The organism is Sphingobium sp. (genome assembly GCF_048594625.1).
In the GTDB taxonomy this organism is placed as follows: domain Bacteria; phylum Pseudomonadota; class Alphaproteobacteria; order Sphingomonadales; family Sphingomonadaceae; genus Sphingobium.
The window spans coordinates 63381-82655 of sequence record NZ_JBMDWL010000106.1 but is presented as its reverse complement, the minus strand read 5'-3'; the positions used below and the strand labels follow the sequence as shown (position 1 = coordinate 82655).

The following is a 19275-nucleotide window of genomic DNA, read 5'->3' as shown; positions in this document are numbered from 1 at the left end:
TGATGTGCGGGGTCAGATAAATTTTGATCGTGACGCACAAATGCAGGCGCGATGATTCGCGCCGCGTGCCTCAGGCGGGACCACCGGTCCCCGTTTCACGTCGACGAAGCAGGCAGAGCCAGCCGATCAGCGCCGTCAGAAATCCTGCCGCCGCCCCCATGGCGACGGCATATCGCGGCCCCACTTCATTGGCGATCCACCCGGCCATCGGCGCACCCAGCGGCTGCCCGCCCAGCGCAACGGTGATCAGGACCGACATCACCCGCCCCCGCATGCGCGGTTCGGTAGCCAGTTGGACACGGCTGGTCACCGATGTGGTCACCGTCTGCGACGCAATGCCCACGAACATGAGCGCCAGCCCGAACAGCAGATGATCGGGCATGATCGCAGCGACCGCATAGCTGCCCCCGAACAGCAGGGCGCCACCGATGATCCGGCGAATTTCCGGCTGCGCCTGGCGCGCCGCCACGATCGCCCCGGTGAAAGAACCGACCGCCATCGCTGAGGTCAGCAGGCCGAAACCGCTGGCGTCCAGATGATATACGGACGCGGCCATGGTCGATATGAAGATGGGGAAATTCAGGCCAAACGTGCCAAAGACGAAGAGCATCCCCAGCAATATCATGATTTCCCGCCGTTCGCGGATATAGGCTATCCCTTCCGCGAAACCGCCCGACGCGCCCGCAGGGTGCAGTGGCGCGCGCAGGTCCGCCGTCCGCATCAGCAGCAGCGACAACAGCACCGCACCATAGGACGCGGCGTTGATCGCAAAGACCCAGCCGGACCCGACGGCCGCGATCAGTACGCCCGCCAGCGCCGGGCCGATCAGGCGTGAACCGTTCATCACCGTTGCGTTCAATGCTATGGCATTGGCGACGTCGGCTTCACCCACCATGTCGGATACGAAGGCCTGCCGCACCGGCGCATCGAATGCCGTCGCGCATCCCAGCCCCAGCGCGAAAGCATAGACATGCCATACCCTGACCCATCCGCCGATCGTCAGCAGCGCCAGCCCGACAGCAAGCAGGCCGATGACAGCCTGCGTCAGGAACAGCAGTTTCTTGCGGTCGGCCCGATCCGCAGCAGCCCCGGTCCAGGGCAGGAGCAGAACCTGCGGCCCGAACTGGCAGGCGGTCACTATCCCCACCGCCGTCGCATCGTGCCGGGTCAGTTCGACGAGGATCAGCCAGTCCTGCGCGACTCGCTGCATCCATGCGCCCAGATTGGAAATCAGCGAACCGATGGACCAGAGGCGATAGTTGCGATTGGCCAGCGCCCGAAACGCACCCCCGGCGTCAGCACCCATGGTCGCCACCATGGGCGCACCGGCCCGACGCCATCATCCACGGTCGATCGCTTGTGTCGGGGCGGCGGTTCATGACGGCGACGCCCTCAGGATTCCGCCAGTCGCCGCAGCAGCGGGATGGCTTTCGCCAGATCCGCCTGCTCGTCGCGCGACAATTTCCGTTGCATCACGCCCATCAGCCAGTCCTGCCGGGCCAGCCGCCCCGCCATCACCAATTCGCGGCTCTTGTCCGTCACGCTGATGCGTGATTGCCGCCCATCCCGCGGATCGGATGTCCGCGTGACGAACCCCGCCGTTTCCAGCGCCGTGACGATCGCGCCCATCGATTGGGGACGCATCCCTTCGACACGGGCCAGCGCGCTGATCGTCAGGGGGCCGTCGCGTTCCAGCCGCATCCACGCGGCCGCCTGCGACGGGGTCAGGTCGCCCAGTTGCGCCTCTTCGCGCATGCGACGACGCAATCGGCTGACCAGCGCCCGCACCTCCCCTGCCATCGTGCGGCAATCGGCGTCGGCCAACATGTCTGTCGATTCGGTCATGGCGCTTCATGCCATAATGAAGTTTATCTACAAAGTTAAACTTCATATCTTCCCGTTTCGGTCTCGCATCGATCGCTCACCCCTGTTGACGAATAAAAAATACTCAGTAGTATTTTATCCGACAAGATATTGCGCATGGAGAGAAGATATGAGCGACCTGATGCGCCCTGAAACCGGCATCGCCGTCGCACGGCGACCGCTGATCCCACCCCTGCCCGCGCACCGCATTGCAGCCGAGCGCGGCGATCATCCCCAGAACAGAGAAGAACGCGTCATGAGCGACACTGGCCTATCGTCGATCGATGATATTATCGAAGATGCCAAGAACGGCCTGCCCTATATCCTGGTCGATGCCGACGATCGCGAAAACGAAGGGGACATCATCATCCCCGCCCAGTTTGCGACGCCGCGCCAGATCAATTTCATGGCGAAGCATGCGCGTGGCCTCATCTGTCTGGCGATGACGCAGGCGCGCGCGGAACAGCTGAACCTGCCGCCGATGACCGTCAATAATCAGTCCGGCCATGGCACCGCCTTCACCATTTCGATCGAAGCGAAGGAAGGCGTCACGACCGGCATTTCGGCGCATGATCGCGCCCACACCATTGCGGTCGCCATCGATTCGGAAAAGGCGGCAGGCGACATCGTGTCGCCCGGCCATGTGTTCCCGCTGACCGCGCGCGATGGCGGGGTGCTGGTGCGCGCCGGCCATACGGAGGCCGCAGTCGATATTTCGCGCCTGGCGGGGCTGACGCCCGCGGGCGTGATATGCGAAGTGATGAACGATGACGGCACGATGGCGCGCCTGCCGGAACTGCTGATCTTCGCAAGGGAGCATGGCATCAGGGTCGGCACCATCGCGGACCTCATCGCCTATCGCCGCCGATCGGAAAAGCTGATCCGCCGCGTGGCAAGCGCGCCTTTCCAGAACCACTATGGCAAGGATCTGACCATCCATGTCTATCGCAATCTGGTGGATGGCGGCGAACATGTGGCGCTGTGCAAGGGTGATATAGAAGGCCATGTGAACACCCTCGTGCGGGTGCATCAGGTCGACATCACCGCCGATCTTCTGGGCTGGTCGCAGGCGCACCCTGATTATGTGCCGCGCGCGCTGGAAAAGATTTCCGCGCATGACGGCCCCGCCGTTGCGGTATTCGTCCGCGACCCCAGCCCGGATTCTATTTCCCGGCGCGTCCATGGCGGCCGCAAGGAATATGCCCACACCCATGCGACGCGGGATTATGGCATCGGCGCGCAGATCCTGCTGGATCTGGGCGTGCGGACCATGACGCTGCTGACGTCGAGCACGGCGAAACTCGCCGCACTCGAAGGGTTCGGCCTGTCCGTCGTCGGACGCATTCCGATGCGGGACTAAATGGTCCCGCCTTCCTTTCCTATAATGGCGACACCCTGCCATAGGCGCCCTTGTAGAAGAGCAGCGGCGCGCCGGGATGATGCACGTCGATCCCTTCGACCTGCCCGACCGCGATATAATGATCGCCCGCCTCATAGACGGCATAAAGGGCGCAATCGATCCAGGCCAGCGCACCGTCCAGCACCGGCATGCCCCGCGCCGACAGATGATAGGCGACATGGTCGAACTTGTCGGGCGATCTGGACGCCAGCGTGCGGCACAATTCTTCCTGATGATCGGCCAGCACATTGACGCAAAAACCGCCTGCGCTTTCGATCTTGGGCCAGCTGGTCGATCCCTTGTCGGGCAGGAACGCGACCAGTAGCGGATCGAGCGAAACCGATGTGAAAGACCCCACGATCATCGCCGCAGGCGTCCCGTCGGGCTGCATCGTGGTGATGGCGCATACGCCCGTTGGGTAATGGCCCAATATCTGCCGGAACCGGGCGCTCTCGGTGATCGCGTTCATCATGTCTCTCCATCCGGCGATGCACCCATGCGCATCGCCGCCTGCCTATCGTTCCGCAAGGATCATCGGCCTTTTGGCCGTCAGGCGGCCCTGACCGCGTCGGCTGCCTTGATCGCCTTGCTCTGCTGGCCATCGATGCCGACGACGGATGTGCCGCCTATCACGGCGCGCTTCATGACGCGCAGCTGCGTACCGAAATCGGTGATCGCCCGATGTTGCGTCGCGCGATTGTCCCATATCACGATGTCGCCCGGCTCCCACCGCCACCGCACCGTATTTTCAGGCACCGTGATATGATCCTGAATGATCGACATCAGGTGGCGCGAATCCGATCCGTTCATCCCGTAAAAGCGCTGCATGTAAAATCCGGCGACCAGCGTCCGTTCGCCCGATTCCGGGTGAATGCGCACCACCGGATGCTGCGATTCCACCACATTGGGCCGATGGGATTTCTGCCATTTTTCGTCGGCAGCATCGACTTCCTTGCCGAACACCTGCGCATAATCGAAACTGTTATTGTGGATGCCCCACAAGCCGTCGACCAGCGCCTTCAGCGGGGCGGGCAGGTTGGCATAGGCAGCCGCCGTATTGGCCCATAAAGTATCGCCACCCGCGACCGGACTGACCACCGACCGCAGCATCGTCATGTCCGGCGGCGCGACGGCATAGGTCTGATCGGTGTGCCAGATATTGGCGGCATAGCCGTCGGACGAATTGAGTTCGATCAACCCGCGCGATTTGGACGCCGTGTCGGACCGGCCCAGCCGCTTGGCAAAGGCTTCATGCCCCTGATCATCCATCTGCTGCTTGCGAAAGAAGACGACCTTGTGGCGCACAATCGCCGCGCGGATATGATCCAGCGTGGCGTCATCGGCATCCTGCACGGCCACGCCGCGAATTTCCGCGCCCAATGTGCCGCCCACGGGCGCGACGTCCAGCGGGTTCGCCGGGTCGGGCATGTTGAGGTAGGTTGCGACTGTGTCCGACATGCGTCTCTCCTGCATGAATGTTGAGGGCGCCTGTGCGCCCGCCTGTCACAGATGCGGGGCCTTCTTGCTGCCCGCGAACATGGTGGCGGGCAGCAACTCCCGCAATTTCTCGACCGTCCAGGGGCCGTCCTTTTCATAATCGCGCAGCAGGATGACGGATTCGTCGGGATGGGCGAAGCGGGATACTTTCCCACCCCCGCTGCGCACCACGCATCCGTTGATTTCATCCGCCTCCGGGCTGAGCAGGAACAGCAGCATCCCCGTGGAATAGCTGGCGTCGGGATAGACCGGCGTCTTGTTATAGCGTTCGGGGCTTATCTGCCCCTTTTCATAACGCTTCTTCTTACGCTCCAGTCCGGGTTCGACCCCGCGTGTATAGCCAAAGGGCGCGATCGCATTGACGTTGATGCCATCGGGCCGCAGGTCGAACGCCAGCGCCCATGTCATGGTGGTCACCCCGCCCTTTGCCGCGGCATAGCCGATCAGCCCGCATGGCAGGTTCCACGCATTGGACGTCGTATTGATGATCCGCCCATATTTCTGCGCGCGCATGTGCGGCACGACATGCTTGCACATGTAAAAGGAGCCGGACAGGTGGACGGCGATCACCTTGTCCCATTCTTCGGCGGTATATTCGTCCAGCGTATCATAGCTGAGGATGCCGGCATTATTCACCAATATATCGACGCGACCATAGGTGTCGACCGCCTGCTGCACGATCCGCCCCGCCGCGTCATATTGTGCGACGCTGTCATAATTGGCGATGGCCTGCCCGCCACGGTCCAATATTTCCTGCACGACCTCATCCGCCGGGACCGTGGATGTCCCCAGCCCTTCCAGATCGGTGCCCAGATCATTGACGACGACGCGCGCGCCCGCATCCGCCAGCGCAATGGCTTCGGCCCGCCCAAGGCCGCGTCCCGCCCCCGTCACAATCGCGACCTTGCCTTCCAGGAATTTTTCCATGCGGACACCTCTCAAAAAAATACCGATCGCCTTTTTCCGGGCGGTCCGGCACGCTGTTCTTCTTTGCCGCGATGGGCGGACCAGTCGTTTGGGGGACGGGCACGATCATCCCTGAACCCCGGATCATAAATAATACTACTGCGTAGGTTTTTTCAAGACCTAGATCGCCCGATCACGACATGCCCTTAGCCGTAAGTTCGCCCAGCGCGCATTCGGGATGGGCGCCCGCGTCGCGATAGGGCTTTGCCAATATCTGTCCGCAGGCCCGGCATGTCGGCAGGGGACCAAGAAGGTCGTTTTCGATCAGATATTTATCTCGCGCCTTCAACTGTTCACCCATGGTCGCGCCGATGGTGGCGGCGATCGGCAGCACGACCCCGCGCAGCCCGGCGGCGAGCGCGGCGGTCTTCACATCCTTGGAAAATATCTCGTAAATCGCATCGGTGCCTCCCAGATGATGATGCTGGCGCGACCGGTCATGACGACCCCAGGTGCGGATATTACGAGAATCGCCCGCACTGACCGTGACGAATTCCGTCACCGAATCCTCTGTAATTCCATAGGCCCGCGCCAGCTGCATCGCCTCCAGGATCAGCATGTTGCCACCCAGACTGAGCAGATTGTTGACCAGCTTGCCCGCGCTGCCCGCGCCGACCGGACCAAGGTGGAACAATTCGCTGCCAAAGGCTTCGAACAAAGGCCAGCATCGTTCCACCGCCGCCGTGTCGCCGCCGATCATGATCGACAGCAGGCCCCGCACAGCCTTTTCATCCCCGCCCGATACCGGCGCGTCGATCAGGGCTATGCCCGCATCCTGCACTTTCCGAGTCAGCGCCATGACCGTCGTCGGCAGGATGGTGCTGCTCACGATGATGCTGTGCAGGCGTCCGGGATGCCGCAGCAGTTCCTCCACGACGGTCGTCACCTGCCGGTCGTCCACCACGACGATGATGGCGACATCGCAACTGTCGGTCAGCTCGACCAGCGACGCGGCGCCCCTTGCACCCTGCGCGACCAGCGCGTCCACCGCGTCCTTGCGCAGGTCGGCGACCATTACCGGGACGCTGCGCAACAGGCATTGGGCAATCGCCCCGCCCATATCGCCGACCCCGATCATGCCGACCATGCCGTCGGAAGACGACGGAGGGGCATTCATGATCTGGTCGATCCGTTCATCAGCCATCGTCTCACCCTTTCAGAAAATGCACGGCCTTCGCTGGCATCATGCGTCACGCGCAACGGACGCCGCAGCGTTGAAAAAGCCGAGGTCGAACCGGTCCAGCGGCGTTGGCGCGGGTTTGAAATGCCGGGCATTGCGGGAATCGCCGCGTCCCCATTCCATATTCGCGTAACGGCTGGCGATCAGCCATCGCGCGCCCGATTTTTCGAAATGGTCGATATAGACGCCCGACGCGTCGACGCCGTCCTCGCTCAACACCAGAATATAAGTTACGGCGCGCGCATGACTGTCATCGACAACCCGGATGATCGGATCGCCCAGCAGATGTCGCTGGAACTTCGCGTCGGAATCGAACGCCCCGCGCTTCTTTGCCCCTTCCGTCATGCCCGCGATGATGGCGTCGCGTCCTTCATAACGCACCCTGTCGCCGAACATGATGATGCCGTCGGGCATGAAGACATCGGCCAGTTCGCCATAACGCCCCCGGTCGGTCGCCGACACATAGCGGCCGATGGTGTCGCGCACGGCTTCGCGCGCCAGCAATTCCTCGATCGTCATTCCCCATCCTTCCGCATGGATCGCCCCGCCATCGGCTTTAGGTCAGCGCCCGTTCGCTCAGGCCCAGTCCGCGCCCGATGATTTCCCGCATGATTTCGGATGTACCGGCAAAGATGCGACTGATCCGCGCATCGGTATACATGCGGCATATCCGATATTCCTCCATGTACCCGGCACCGCCATGCAACTGGACGCATTCATCGATCACCCGCCCCTCCAACTCGCTCGCCAGCAATTTGGCGGCGGACGCATCCTCGGCGGTCAGTTCGCCGCTATTGTGCAGCAGGACGCACTGATCGACATAAGTCTGGATCGCATCGATTTCGGCCCGCATCTGCGCCATCTTGAACCGGCTGGCCTGAAAAGCGCCGATGGGTTTGCCGAATGCCTTGCGTTCCTTCACATAATCCAGCGTGATGTCGAACGCGGCCTGCGCCGTCGCCATGAAGCTGACCGCGCCGACCAGCCGTTCCTGCGCCAGGAACAGGGACAGATAGGAAAAACCCTTCCCCACTTCCCCCAGCAGATTATGTTTGGGCACCCGCACGTCGTTGAAGAAAAGCTCGGCGGTGTCCTGCGCCTTCAGACCCATCTTCGCCAGCTTTCGGCCGCGTTCGAACCCTTCCATGCCCCGTTCGACCAGAAACAGGCTCAACCCATCCTTGCTGGCGTCGGTGCGCGCGACGACCACCAGCAGATCCGACAATATGCCGTTCGAAATATAGGTTTTCGATCCGTTCAGCAGCCAATGGTCGCCTTTATCTTCCGCCGTGGTGCGGATGCTGCGCAGGTCGCTGCCGGTCGATGGTTCGGTCATGGCCACGGCCAATATCGTTTCGCCGCTCACCACGCCGGGCAGGAAACGATCCTTCTGCTCGTCCGTGCACAGCGCGACCAGATAGGGACCGACCAGATTGCTGTGCAGGTTGACGTAGAATCCGATTTCCCCGTGCCGGATATTTTCTTCGATGATGATCTGATCGAAACGGAAATCATGGATGCCCGCGCCGCCATATTTCTCTTCGGCGTAGACGCATAACAGCCCCTGCGCACCTGCCTTGCGATATATGTCGCGGTCGACCATCCCCTGTTCGCGCCATCGTTCGGCATGGGGGGCCACCTCCGCCTGCATGAAGCGGGCGACGCTTTCGCGAAACTGGTCATGTTCGGCATCGAAAATCAGTCGGCGCATATCGTCCTCCCGCTATTGTCCGTTGATCCGCCGATGTTCACGCGCGCGACCATGGCCACAGCTGATCGTCAGGGATGACGATGGTCGTCACATGCATCACGCCCGATGCGAAATTGCGATGCCCCTCGCCGGTAATATCTTCGGTCAGACAGACGTCGCCGGGGCGGAAGGCTTCGCGCCGCCCATCGCCGCCGACCTCCAGATCCAGCTGGCCCGCCAGAATGATCCCCATCTGGTTCACCACATTGGGATGGAAATCGACGAAGCCGTCCACCCATGTCAGCATGCGGAAACCGGTTACGCGGCGCGGCGCGCTCCATTGTCCGACCGGATGACCGAAAATCTCCGGAAATTCGGTGAAGAACGCCTTTTCCCGATCCCCGGTATAGATGCGCTTGAAATTAGGCGCATGGTCGCCGCGCGGATTGATCGTCCCTGAATCCAGCACCTTGGCATCGTCCCCCGGCCAGTCGGACGGCACGCCCAGCTGCACGATCCGCCCTTCGTTGCGCGCGTCGATGACGATCTGCGGCGCGGCATTCCCGTCCACCAGCATCACGTCCCCCGGCTCCAGCGTCAGCGCCAGCGGCGTGTCCGGCATCAGGATCAGGTCGCCGCCGATGATGAAGTGCAGCAGCGATCCGGGCTGGGTCGCCAGTTCCGTAAAGCGCCCGTCGGCCAGCGTGATCGAACGCAGATGGTCGGCCGGGTTGGGACCATAATTGTTGCTGATCGGCTCCTCGCCCCGCGCCTGACGACGATATCCTTCGACGTCGCCGACACCGGTCCGCCGCTCGCAGGGCAGGGGCAGCTCCGCAATGGCGATCCGACCATCGGACTGCGCGGTGACATGTATCGCCTTCATATCCGTTCCTCTCCATATCCGCGCGTCCCGTCGGGGACGTCGCCTTCATGATCGGGCGGTCGCGTATCGCGCCCCGCCGGACCCGTCGTTCGTCAGGCCTTGAAGGGCCAGAGATGTTCGTCCGCCACTACGATCTGGACGGAATGGGACAGCCCATGCTTGATATTGCGGTGACCTATGCCGGTCTTGTCCTGCGACAGGCACATTTCGCCGGGGTGAAAGATTTCCTTGCGCCCATCCCCGCTCACTTCCAGCTCCAGCGCGCCCGACAGCACCAGGCCGATCTGATTGACGACGCCGGGGTGGAAATCGAGTTTCCCGTCGGCGGGGAAGCAGGACATCCGAAATCCCTCGATCGGCCGGGGCGCCGTCCAGCGGTCCAGATCGGACGGCAGGATTTCGGGGAACTCCGCGAAATAGGCCCTGCCGTCGTCCGCGCCATACATGCGCATGCATTTATAATCGCCACCGTCCGCGCGGGGGATGACCGACCCGGCCTCCTGCAACTCTGCCAGCGGGCCGGGCCAGCCCGGTTCGACATCGATCTGGAGCAGCCTTACGCCGCCCTGCGCATATATGATGATGCCGCCGACGCTATCGTCCTGCGTCAGGAAGATGTCGCCCGGTTCCAGCGCGACCGGCTCGATCCCGCCGCCAGCCAGCGTCGCCCGTCCCGACAGGATGAAATGCAATAACGGTCCGGCCTGCGTGGCCAGCCCGCCGAACGGGCCGTCGGACAGGGATATGGTGCGCAACAGGGTCGATGGCTGGGGGCCGAAATTGGCGATCGGTTCCTCCCCGCTCGCCTGCCGTCGATAATGATCGACACTTTCATGCTTCTGTCGACGGCGCACGGGCAAAGGCAGCGGCGCATGCCGCATCTGGCCATCCGGTCCGATCATAAACTGTATCGCCTTCATGACCGCCCCCTACCAGGCATGCTGCAACAGGGTCCGCACGCCGGCAATGCCGTCGATGGGCCGTGGATTATGCTTCACCCCGACGTCATGGATCGCCGCCTGCGCGATCCTGTCGATGTCTGCGCGATCGATCCCGGCGTCACGCAACCGCGTCGGCAGGTTGAGATAGGCCACCAGTTCGCCGACGATGTCGCCCAACGCTTCGCCCGAACGGCCAAGGCTTGCCGCGATCACCGCCTGCCGGTCCGCATTGACGGGCGCGTTGTAACGCAGGACATGGGGCAACATGATGCAACTGGTATCGCCGTGCAGCATGCCGCCCGTCCCGCCCAGCGCATGGCCCAGACCATGGCTGGCCCCGGTCTTGACGCCCATGGCGCTGCCCATCAAGATCGATAGCCAGGCGCCTTCCTGACAATCCAGCCGTGCCTGCATATCCTGGGGATTATCGAACACCGCCCGCATCCCCATCATCAGCAGCCGCGCGGCATGCAGCGAACAGGCTTCGGACAGCGGCGTCGGGTTGATCGAACACCATGACTCGATCGCATGGTCCACCGCCCGCATCCCGCTGGAAAAAAACAGCCGACCGGGCGTCCGGCTGGTCATCGCCGGATCAAGGATCACGATGTCCGGCGACAATTGGGGATAGACATAAACTTTCTTGATCGGGCCGCGCTCGTCCGTCACGCCCACGCCAGACGTAAATTCACCGGCCGACAATGTGGTCGGAATGGCAATGAACGGCAGGGTCGGCGCCACGGTCGGGTCCGGCCCTTCATCGACGGCAACTCCATCGGCCTTTCGCACGCGGGCGCGAAAACGGTCCATGCCATCGGCATCCCTGACGCCGTTGGCCAGGCATAGGCGCGCCGCCTTCACCGTATCATGAACCGAACTGCCCCCGATGGTGACGACGCCATCGACCGTCGCCAGCTGTTCCGCGACGCGGATGACGCTGCGCCGTGGGGTATGGGCATCGACGCCGGAAATCATCATGTCGAACCGGTCGCCCAGCCTTTGGGCTACGGCGTGGGCCAGCCCCCCCTCGCCTGCCAAACTCCGGGTCGTGACCACCGCGATGCGCTTCATCGACAGGCGCGCCACCGCTTCGGGCAGGGCATCCGTCATGGGAAGCCCGAAAGCCACGCTCTGTCGGCCCTGCGGCGTAACCCAGCCGGAACGCAATGCGACCTCTTCAACCATCCTCACCCTATTCTGGCCTCATTCTGTCGGCGCGGGGTATGCCCGTGCCGCGATGGCCATATTTTTGCGCCGATCCGGCGAAAAACAAGCCGATCTTCATGTTGAAATAAACATACTACGTGGTAGGATTATTGCTGGAAAAGGCCGCTGTCAATCGGTTCTTCGCATGAGCGGTCGGGTCCGTTTCACTGCGCGGCGCTTGACATTCGATGAAGCAATGATAACTACCTACTGAGTAGTATGTTTCCAGAAAAGCAGGTGGGAGGTCGATCAAGATGCATACCGGGCTCGGTTTTTTCTTTCAGGGGCTGGACGATGCCGTATCCGACACTGACGTCTGGACCACGCAGCTCAAGATCGCCGACCGGGCGGAGGCGGCAGGGTTCGAATCGCTCTGGACTCCCGAACATCATTTCACCCGTTATCATATGATGCCCAACCCGCTTCAGTTCCTGACATGGGCGGCGGGGCGGACACAGCGGGCGCTGCTCGGCACGATGGTCATGATCCTGCCCTGGCACGACCCCATTCGCGTGGCGGAAGAGGTTGCCGTGCTCGACATCATTTCCGGTGGCCGGGCGATATTGGGTCTGGGGCGCGGCCTGGGGAAGGTGGAGTTTGACGGTTTCAACCTCAACATGGGTGAATCCCGTCAACGCTTCGTCGAATATGCGACGGCCCTGTCCGACAGTCTGGAAACCGGCATCATCAAAAGCGATGGCGGCCTTTACAAGCAACAGCCGGTCGCGGTCCGCCCGCTACAAAAAATGTCTTTCCGGGGGCGCACCTATGCGTCGGCCGTGTCGCCCGAATCCGCGCGGATCATGGCCAAGTTCGGTTACGGCCTGCTGCTGATCGCGCAAAAGCCGTGGGACACGGTCATTGCCGAAACGAAAACCTACAGCGCGCTGTTTGAGGAAATCAACGGCTACCCCGCGCCGCGCCCCCTGCTCGTCAACCTGTCGACGGTCGATACCGACGCCGGTTACGCGCAGTCGCTGCATGACGAATATACCATGGCCTATGCGCGATCGACGGTGGACCATTATGAATTCGTCAATCCGCAGATGGAAAGCATCGAAGGCTATGAATATTATGGGGGCCTGCGCCGCAACATCGTCAAACATGGCGTCCCGGCCTTCAACGGCTTCCTTGCGGGTCTCCAGATCGGCGGCACGCCCGATCGCTTTGTCGAGGATCTGACCGAACGGGTGCGGGCGCTCGATTGCGGCGGCGTCATCCACATGCTCAATATGGGCGGCATGCCGCCAGCGGTTGCGGAACGCAATTTCAATATGTTCTCCGAACATGTGATGCCGAAACTCAAGGCCATCGACACGTTCCGGCAAATTCCATCGCCAGCGCTCGACGCCGCGTTCAACCGCAATTTTTCGATGGTGGTCTGACCCGATGGTCGTCGCAGAGGCGTCGTTCGACACCGACCGGATCGCCATCCGCCGGGATGGGTCCATCGCGATCATCGAATGGCGATCGCCACCGGTCAACGCGCTGTCGGCATCATTCTGCGCATCCCTGCTCGGCGTGCTGTACGATCTGCGATCGGATCGGCCCGGCGCCCTCATCCTCGCATCCGGCATCGGCCATTTCAGCGCGGGCAAGGATCTGACGGAGGGTGACGATGCCCCGCCATCCACCTCTCTTGTGGATGTGCAGGCCGCCATCGAACGCAGCCCCTTTCCGGTCATCGCCGCTATCGACGGCGCAGCGATGGGCGCCGGGCTGGATCTGGCCCTGACCGCCCATTATCGTATCGCCGCCCCCGCCGCCCGCATGGCGCTGCCCGAAATCAGGCTGGGGCTGGCCGGTGGAGCCCAGCGGTTAATGCGCGCCGTCGGGCTGGAAAAGGCCATGGACATGGCCCTTACCGGCCGCACGGTGGAACCGACAGAAGCGCTGTCAATCGGTCTGATCGACCGGCTGAGCGACGCCGATCTGATCACCGGCGCCATCGCCTTTGCCCGCGACATATTGGCCGAAGCCATGCCGCTGCGCCGCCTGCGCGACGAAAGCGATCTGCTGCCCGTCCCGGCAGAGGCGCGGGAGATGCTGGCAGCCTATCGCCATAAAAATGCCGCGCGCTTCCGGGGTCAGATCGCACCGGACCATATCCTTCGCGCGCTGGAGGCTGGCATCACCCTTCCCTTCGACGAAGCGGTTCGGGAGGAATATCGCCTCTGTCAGCAATTGTTGAACAGCCCACAGGCAAAGGCGCAAATCTACGGCTTCATGGCGGAACGCAAAGCCGCGTCCGTCCCCGACGTCCCCGCCGGCACGATCGGCAGGCAGATCGACCGCGTCGGCATCATCGGGGCAGGCACGATGGGCGGCGGCATCGCCATGGCCTTTGCCAATGCGGGCTATCGGGTCGTCATGATCGACCGGGCGCAGGATGCGCTCGATCGGGGGCTTGCGGTCATCCGGCGCAACTATGACCGCACGGTGTCGCGCGGCGGCTTGGATGCGGCGACGGCCGACGAACGATTTGGGCGCATTACCCCCCTCACCGATCTGAACGCCGTTGCCGACTGCGACCTCGTCATAGAGGCCGTCTTCGAACAGATGGACGTCAAGCAGACGATCTTCCGTCAGCTGGACGGCATCTGCAAAGCGGGGGCAATACTGGCCACCAATACGTCCTGCCTCGACGTGAATGCCATCGCCGCCGTTACCGGTCGGCCTCAGGATGTGATCGGCCTGCATTTTTTTTCGCCCGCCAATGTCATGAAATTGCTGGAAGTCGTACGTGGTCGGGCCACCGCGACGGATGTCGTTGCGACGGCGATGCAATTGTCGCGCAGGATCGGCAAGATCGCGGTGCTGGTGGGCGTGTGCTCCGGCTTCGTGGGCAACCGCATATTGCTGGAACGGCAATATGAGGCGGAACGACTGATCCTGGAAGGGGTGCCGCCATGGCAGGTCGATCGCCTGCTATATGATTTCGGTTTCCCCATGGGGCCTTTCGCCATGGCCGATCTGGTTGGCCTCGACGTCGGTTGGGACGAGGCGGCGTCCTGCGGCGTGACGGTACAGGACAGGCTGTGCGAAATGGGGCGTCTGGGTCAGAAAAGCGGCGCGGGCTATTATGATTATGACGCCAGCCGCGTCGCTACGCCCAGCCCGGTGACCATGCAGGTCATCGACGACCTGCGCGCCGCGCGCGGCCAGACCGCAGGCCGCCCCGTCCCCGACGAAGACATTGTGGACCGCTGCCTTGGCCTGATGATCAACGAAGGCGCCCGGATACTGGCCGAAGGCATCGCGATCCGGGCATCCGACATCGATGTCATCTGGACCAGCGGCTATGGCTGGCCGACCTATCGGGGCGGCCCCATGTATCATGCCGACCGTATCGGGCTGCCTGCCCTGTGCGCGCGCCTCGACATGTTGCGCGACAGATATGGCGACCGCTTCGAACCCGCGCCGCTGCTGCGCCAGCTCGCCGAACGGGGTCTTGGATTCGCCGACTTTGCCCCTTCCTGACCGGGCGCTTCACGCATGGCACGCACCGAACTTGTCGGGATTAAAGGGACACCTTATTCAGCACCTCTGCGACACAGAAGGAAGGTTGGATGAGAATGGCGAAAGACATGGCCGACAGCCGCAATCGCGATCAGCGCGACAATCGGCTCGAAATCGTGGAGGCCGCTGCGCAGGCTTTCATGCGCGAAGGCTTCGCCTCGACGTCGGTGGATCATATCGCCCATCTGCTCGGCAGCACGAAAGGCCGGGTCTATTATTATTTCAAGAACAAGACCGAACTCTTCTTCGCCGTGCACGAAGAAACCATCAACACCAACCTTGCCCATATGCTTCCGCTGGTCGAAGCGCAGGACGGGCCGGTCGAAAAGATGGAAAAGATGGTCGGTCGGCATATCGACGCAATCCTTCAGCGATTGCCGTTTCAGCGCGTCAGCCTGATGGGGCTGGAAATGCAGATCATCGGTCGGACGACGCCGGAAGAACGGGAGATACTGGACGGCCTGATCCAGCGTTATCGCGAATATGAAGGGCTGTTTCTGGGTGTGGTCGAACAGGGGATGCAGGATGGCCTGTTCGAAAAGGGCGACGCCAGCATCATCGTCAAATCGATCCTCGGCGCGATGAACTGGATGATCATGTGGTATCGCCCGCGTGGCGAAGGCGATGACAAACATGGCCAGCGCATCCGCAAGAGCATGACCGAATATGTGATGAACGGCCTTGTGAAAAAGGGCTGACGCCGGGCGGGCGGACCTTCCTACCCCCCTCGCCGGGCCATCGCGCCACCAACCATCTGCGGGTCGGACGCCGTCATTCTGCCGGCCCGCATCATGGATGAAAGATGAGGGGATGAAGATGCAGGATGTCGTAATCGTTTCCACCGCCCGAACGCCGATCGGCAGGGCCTATGGCGGCGCGTTCAACCATACGCCCGCCACCGCGCTGTCGGGCCATGCCATCGCCCATGCGCTGCAACGGTCCGGCGTTGCCGCCGCCGATGTGCAGGAAGTGCTATGGGGCTGCGCGCGGCCGGAAGGAACCCAGGGCAATAATATCGGCCGGATAGCTGCCATCAGGGCGGGCCTTCCCACCTCCACCGCGGGCGTCACCGTCAGCCGCCAGTGCGCTTCCGGCCTGGAAGCCATCGCCACCGCGGCCCATCGCATCGCGTGCGGCGATCTGGACATCGCAATCGCAGGCGGGTGCGAGTCCATCAGCCTGACGCAGAATGACCACACCAACATGCATGAAAGTTTCGATCCATGGATCCAAGCGCATGCGCCCGATCAATATATGGCGATGATCGACACGGCGGAGGTCGTCGCCCGCCGCTATGCCATCAGCCGCGAACGGCAGGACGGCTATGCCGTGGAAAGCCAGCGTCGCACCGCCGCTGCGCAGGACGCAGGCCTGTTCGACGCCGAAATCGTGCCGCTTCCTTCGACCAAGGCCATCGTCGACAAGGCGACCGGCACCGTGTCCATGGCGGACGTCCTGCTCGACCGGGACGAAGGCAACCGGCCCGGAACCGATCTCGAGGCTCTGGCCCGGCTGAAACCGGTGCGGGGGCCGGATGCCAGCGTGACGGCCGGCAACGCCTCGCAACTGTCGGACGGGGCCAGCGCATGCCTGCTCATGTCACGCAAGGCGGCGCAGGATCGCGGCCTCGCTCCACTGGGCCTGTTCCGGGGCTATGCCACGGCCGGATGCGAACCCGACGAAATGGGCATCGGGCCGATCTTTGCCGTGCCACGCCTGTTGCAGCGCGCCGGGCTGACCGTGGCCGACATCGACCTGTGGGAACTGAACGAAGCCTTCGCCTGCCAGCTGCTATATTGTCAGGACCAGCTTGGCATTCCATCGGATCGGCTGAATGTGAATGGCGGCGCCATCTCCATCGGTCATCCCTATGGCATGTCGGGCGCGCGAATGGTCGGCCATGCCCTGCTGGAGGGGCGCCGTCGCGGCATTCGCCATGCCGTCGTCACCATGTGCGTGGGTGGTGGTCAGGGCGCGGCAGGACTGTTCGAAATCCTGTAATCGGCGGGCGGGCGCATCATCCGACGACAGGCAGTCGGATGATGCGCCTATCGCCCTTTGTCCCCCATATGCCCAAAATTCTGTAGTCAGACCAACAGAGCAGCCGAGCCGATGCCATCGGATCGCAATCGATCCGGCGCCTGATGACCCTGCCCCGGTCCATCCGCATCAGGCGAAGACTGCCCGATGCATCTGATGCCGTCGGATGTTATCGGCCCTGCCAGACGGGTGGGCGTTTCTCCAGAAAGGCGCGCGCCCCTTCCTGCGCATCCGCGCTGGCGAACACCCGTTCCCGTGCGCGTTCCGACAGCGGGAATATCTGCGCATCCAGCATGTCGCTCGCCGCGCGGGCGACCGCGAAACTTTCCTGCACCGCGATCGGGCCATTGGCGGTGATCGCCCGCGCCAGTTCGACCGCCGTATCGACCACGGCGTCCATCGCCGACAGACGATTGACCATGCCCAGCGCGAAAGCCCGCCCGCCGTCGATCGCACCGCCGGTCAACAGCAATTCCATCGCCACATTGCGCGGCAGGCGCGCAGGCAGGCGATAGGCCCCGCCAGCCCCGGCATAGACGCCCAGCTTCACCTCCGGCAGCGAAAACAGCGCCGCATCATGCGCGACGATCATGTCGCAGGCGAGCGCCAGTTCACACCCTCCTGCAAAGGCGGCGCCGCGCACCGCCGCGATCCAGGGCTTTGTCCGCCGCGCCTGCACGAACCCGGCAAAGCCGCCATCCGCCGTCATCAGCCGGTCGCCCCGCCCCGCCGCGATTTCGGCCAGGTCGGCGCCCGCGCAAAAGACCCTGTCCTGCGAAGACGACAGCACCACGGCGCGAATGTCGCCGTCCGCCTCCACCTGCTTTACGACCCCGTCGATCGCTTCCGCCAACGCCGCATCGATCGCGTTTCGCACTTGCGGGCGATGCAGCGTGACGATGGCGACATGTCGGTGGACGACCTCCACCTGCAATTGGGCTATCGGGCTTGAAACGGCCATGGTTCCTACCGCTCCCGTTTCATCGATCGCCCCAATGGCTGCGCCGCTTGATCAGCGCGCGGCGATCCACCTGCGCCACCAGTTCGTCGCGCTGGTTGACGCCATAATGCCGGAACTCGACGATCCCAGCATCGTCCCGGTCCGCCGCTTCCTTGCCCAGCACTTCGGAATAGGCATAGAGCGTGTCGCCATGGAAAACCGGGCCGGACAAGCGGACATTGTTCAAACCCAGCTCGGCAATCGCATTTTCGATGCAATCCTGCGACGACAGGCCCAGAACCAGCGAGAAATTGACCCCGCCATAACATAATATCTGCCCATATCGGGTGGATTGCATGACATGGTCGTTGAAATGCCCGTCGGCGGTATTGAGGACGAGGTTCGTCGTCATGACATTTTCCAGCGGCGTCACGGTCTTGCCGCGCGCATGCCGCACCACCGATCCGACCTCGAAATCCTCGAAATAATTATGCCGTCCGGTCAGCTGGGATATTTTCGCGATCATGTCGGCTCTCCGGGCTGGCGCAGGATGGACAGGTTCGACCGGCGGAAGCCGATCAGCCGGTTGCCATCGCTATCGAACCCCTCCGTTCGCCATGTCACGATGCCATTGCCGGGATTGCTTGAAGACACACGCTTTTCCAGCGTCTCGCTCTTCGCGACGACCGCCGTGCCGGGGTAAATGGGCCGGTCATAGACCAGATCATATACGCCCAGGAACGGCCCGCCATTTTCGCTGCAATCCTCGACCGACAGGCCCAGCACGACGTTGAACAGGAATTGCGGGTTCACCACGATGTCGGGGTGGCCATGTGCCATGGCATAGTCGCGATTGAAGTAGATGGGATTATAGCAGAGGTAGAGCAGCGAGAAATTGACGGTGTCGCTTTCGGTGATCGTCCGCCCCCAATGGTGGACGAATGTCTGCCCGACCTCGAAATCCTCATAATATGGCCCCTTGCGCAAAATTGTCGCTCTGGCCCGGAAATCATCCTGCACATGCCTCTCCCTGAATGTCATCCCGGCAAAGAACCTGTCTCGCGATGCGCCCTGCTGCGGCACCGTCTGCCAGCATAGCATGACCGGCCGCTCAGGCGACGGGCGGACCGGTGCCGCATGCCCGCATT

At 62.7% G+C, this 19275-nt stretch carries 19 protein-coding genes; 5 read left to right on the top strand and 14 right to left on the bottom strand.

Annotation, left to right across the window (positions count from 1 at the left end; all coding sequences use genetic code 11):
• Positions 1 to 70: 70 nt before the first annotated feature.
• Positions 71 to 1306 (bottom strand): MFS transporter, encoded by a 1236-nt coding sequence (locus ACOJSJ_RS13870; protein ID WP_420145558.1) that lies wholly within the window; start codon positions 1304 to 1306, stop codon positions 71 to 73.
• Positions 1307 to 1392: 86 nt separating this feature from the next.
• A complete protein-coding gene (locus tag ACOJSJ_RS13865; RefSeq protein WP_420145557.1) occupies positions 1393 to 1845 on the bottom strand; it encodes a MarR family winged helix-turn-helix transcriptional regulator in 453 nt (150 codons plus the stop codon).
• A 274-nt stretch (positions 1846 to 2119) separates the two neighbouring features.
• Between ACOJSJ_RS13865 and ribB the strand changes: the two genes are divergently transcribed.
• A complete protein-coding gene (gene ribB, locus ACOJSJ_RS13860; RefSeq protein WP_420145608.1) occupies positions 2120 to 3223 on the top strand; it encodes a 3,4-dihydroxy-2-butanone-4-phosphate synthase in 1104 nt (367 codons plus the stop codon).
• 19 nt (positions 3224 to 3242) lie between these two features.
• On the opposite strand, the gene ACOJSJ_RS13855 is transcribed toward ribB, so the two are convergent.
• From ACOJSJ_RS13855 to ACOJSJ_RS13815, 9 genes are all read right to left on the bottom strand, one after another.
• Positions 3243 to 3731 (bottom strand): flavin reductase family protein, encoded by a 489-nt coding sequence (locus ACOJSJ_RS13855; RefSeq protein WP_420145607.1) that lies wholly within the window; start codon positions 3729 to 3731, stop codon positions 3243 to 3245.
• A gap of 80 nt (positions 3732 to 3811) precedes the next feature.
• Positions 3812 to 4720, bottom strand: a complete 909-nt coding sequence (locus tag ACOJSJ_RS13850) for a TauD/TfdA dioxygenase family protein (protein ID WP_420145556.1) — start codon at positions 4718 to 4720, stop codon at positions 3812 to 3814.
• Positions 4721 to 4765: 45 nt separating this feature from the next.
• On the bottom strand, positions 4766 to 5686 hold the full coding sequence (locus tag ACOJSJ_RS13845; protein ID WP_420145555.1) for an SDR family NAD(P)-dependent oxidoreductase: 921 nt from the start codon (positions 5684 to 5686) through the stop codon (positions 4766 to 4768).
• Positions 5687 to 5858: 172 nt separating this feature from the next.
• Positions 5859 to 6869: an NAD(P)-dependent oxidoreductase gene (locus ACOJSJ_RS13840; RefSeq protein WP_420145554.1), complete on the bottom strand. Its 1011-nt coding sequence runs from the start codon at positions 6867 to 6869 to the stop codon at positions 5859 to 5861.
• A 39-nt stretch (positions 6870 to 6908) separates the two neighbouring features.
• On the bottom strand, positions 6909 to 7424 hold the full coding sequence (locus ACOJSJ_RS13835) for a nuclear transport factor 2 family protein (RefSeq protein WP_420145553.1): 516 nt from the start codon (positions 7422 to 7424) through the stop codon (positions 6909 to 6911).
• A gap of 37 nt (positions 7425 to 7461) precedes the next feature.
• Positions 7462 to 8616, bottom strand: a complete 1155-nt coding sequence (locus ACOJSJ_RS13830; protein ID WP_420145552.1) for an acyl-CoA dehydrogenase family protein — start codon at positions 8614 to 8616, stop codon at positions 7462 to 7464.
• A 37-nt stretch (positions 8617 to 8653) separates the two neighbouring features.
• On the bottom strand, positions 8654 to 9481 hold the full coding sequence (locus ACOJSJ_RS13825; RefSeq protein WP_420145551.1) for a hypothetical protein: 828 nt from the start codon (positions 9479 to 9481) through the stop codon (positions 8654 to 8656).
• Between the two features lie 92 nt (positions 9482 to 9573).
• On the bottom strand, positions 9574 to 10401 hold the full coding sequence (locus ACOJSJ_RS13820) for a hypothetical protein (RefSeq protein WP_420145550.1): 828 nt from the start codon (positions 10399 to 10401) through the stop codon (positions 9574 to 9576).
• A gap of 9 nt (positions 10402 to 10410) precedes the next feature.
• The gene (locus tag ACOJSJ_RS13815; RefSeq protein WP_420145549.1) at positions 10411 to 11607 is read right to left on the bottom strand and encodes an iron-containing alcohol dehydrogenase; all 1197 of its coding nucleotides are present in this window, start codon (positions 11605 to 11607) and stop codon (positions 10411 to 10413) included.
• A 275-nt stretch (positions 11608 to 11882) separates the two neighbouring features.
• On the opposite strand from ACOJSJ_RS13815, the gene ACOJSJ_RS13810 reads away from it, so the two are divergent.
• From ACOJSJ_RS13810 to ACOJSJ_RS13795, 4 genes are all read left to right on the top strand, one after another.
• The gene (locus tag ACOJSJ_RS13810) at positions 11883 to 13013 is read left to right on the top strand and encodes an LLM class flavin-dependent oxidoreductase (protein ID WP_420145548.1); all 1131 of its coding nucleotides are present in this window, start codon (positions 11883 to 11885) and stop codon (positions 13011 to 13013) included.
• Between the two features lie 4 nt (positions 13014 to 13017).
• Positions 13018 to 15108, top strand: coding sequence for a 3-hydroxyacyl-CoA dehydrogenase NAD-binding domain-containing protein (locus tag ACOJSJ_RS13805; protein WP_420145547.1), 2091 nt, complete (start codon positions 13018 to 13020; stop codon positions 15106 to 15108).
• Positions 15109 to 15215: 107 nt separating this feature from the next.
• Positions 15216 to 15845, top strand: coding sequence for a TetR family transcriptional regulator (locus ACOJSJ_RS13800; RefSeq protein WP_420145546.1), 630 nt, complete (start codon positions 15216 to 15218; stop codon positions 15843 to 15845).
• 118 nt (positions 15846 to 15963) lie between these two features.
• The gene (locus ACOJSJ_RS13795) at positions 15964 to 17148 is read left to right on the top strand and encodes an acetyl-CoA C-acyltransferase (RefSeq protein WP_420145545.1); all 1185 of its coding nucleotides are present in this window, start codon (positions 15964 to 15966) and stop codon (positions 17146 to 17148) included.
• A 208-nt stretch (positions 17149 to 17356) separates the two neighbouring features.
• Here the strand turns inward: ACOJSJ_RS13795 and ACOJSJ_RS13790 are convergent, their stop codons facing one another.
• Genes ACOJSJ_RS13790 through ACOJSJ_RS13780 form a run of 3 tightly spaced genes read right to left on the bottom strand, consistent with a single transcriptional unit; the run spans position 17357 to position 19168 of the window.
• A complete protein-coding gene (locus ACOJSJ_RS13790) occupies positions 17357 to 18148 on the bottom strand; it encodes an enoyl-CoA hydratase-related protein (RefSeq protein WP_420145544.1) in 792 nt (263 codons plus the stop codon).
• Between the two features lie 19 nt (positions 18149 to 18167).
• Positions 18168 to 18653: a MaoC family dehydratase gene (locus tag ACOJSJ_RS13785; protein WP_420145543.1), complete on the bottom strand. Its 486-nt coding sequence runs from the start codon at positions 18651 to 18653 to the stop codon at positions 18168 to 18170.
• A complete protein-coding gene (locus ACOJSJ_RS13780) occupies positions 18650 to 19168 on the bottom strand; it encodes a MaoC family dehydratase (RefSeq protein WP_420145542.1) in 519 nt (172 codons plus the stop codon). The genes ACOJSJ_RS13785 and ACOJSJ_RS13780 overlap by 4 nt, the downstream gene beginning before the upstream one ends.
• Positions 19169 to 19275: the final 107 nt, after the last annotated feature.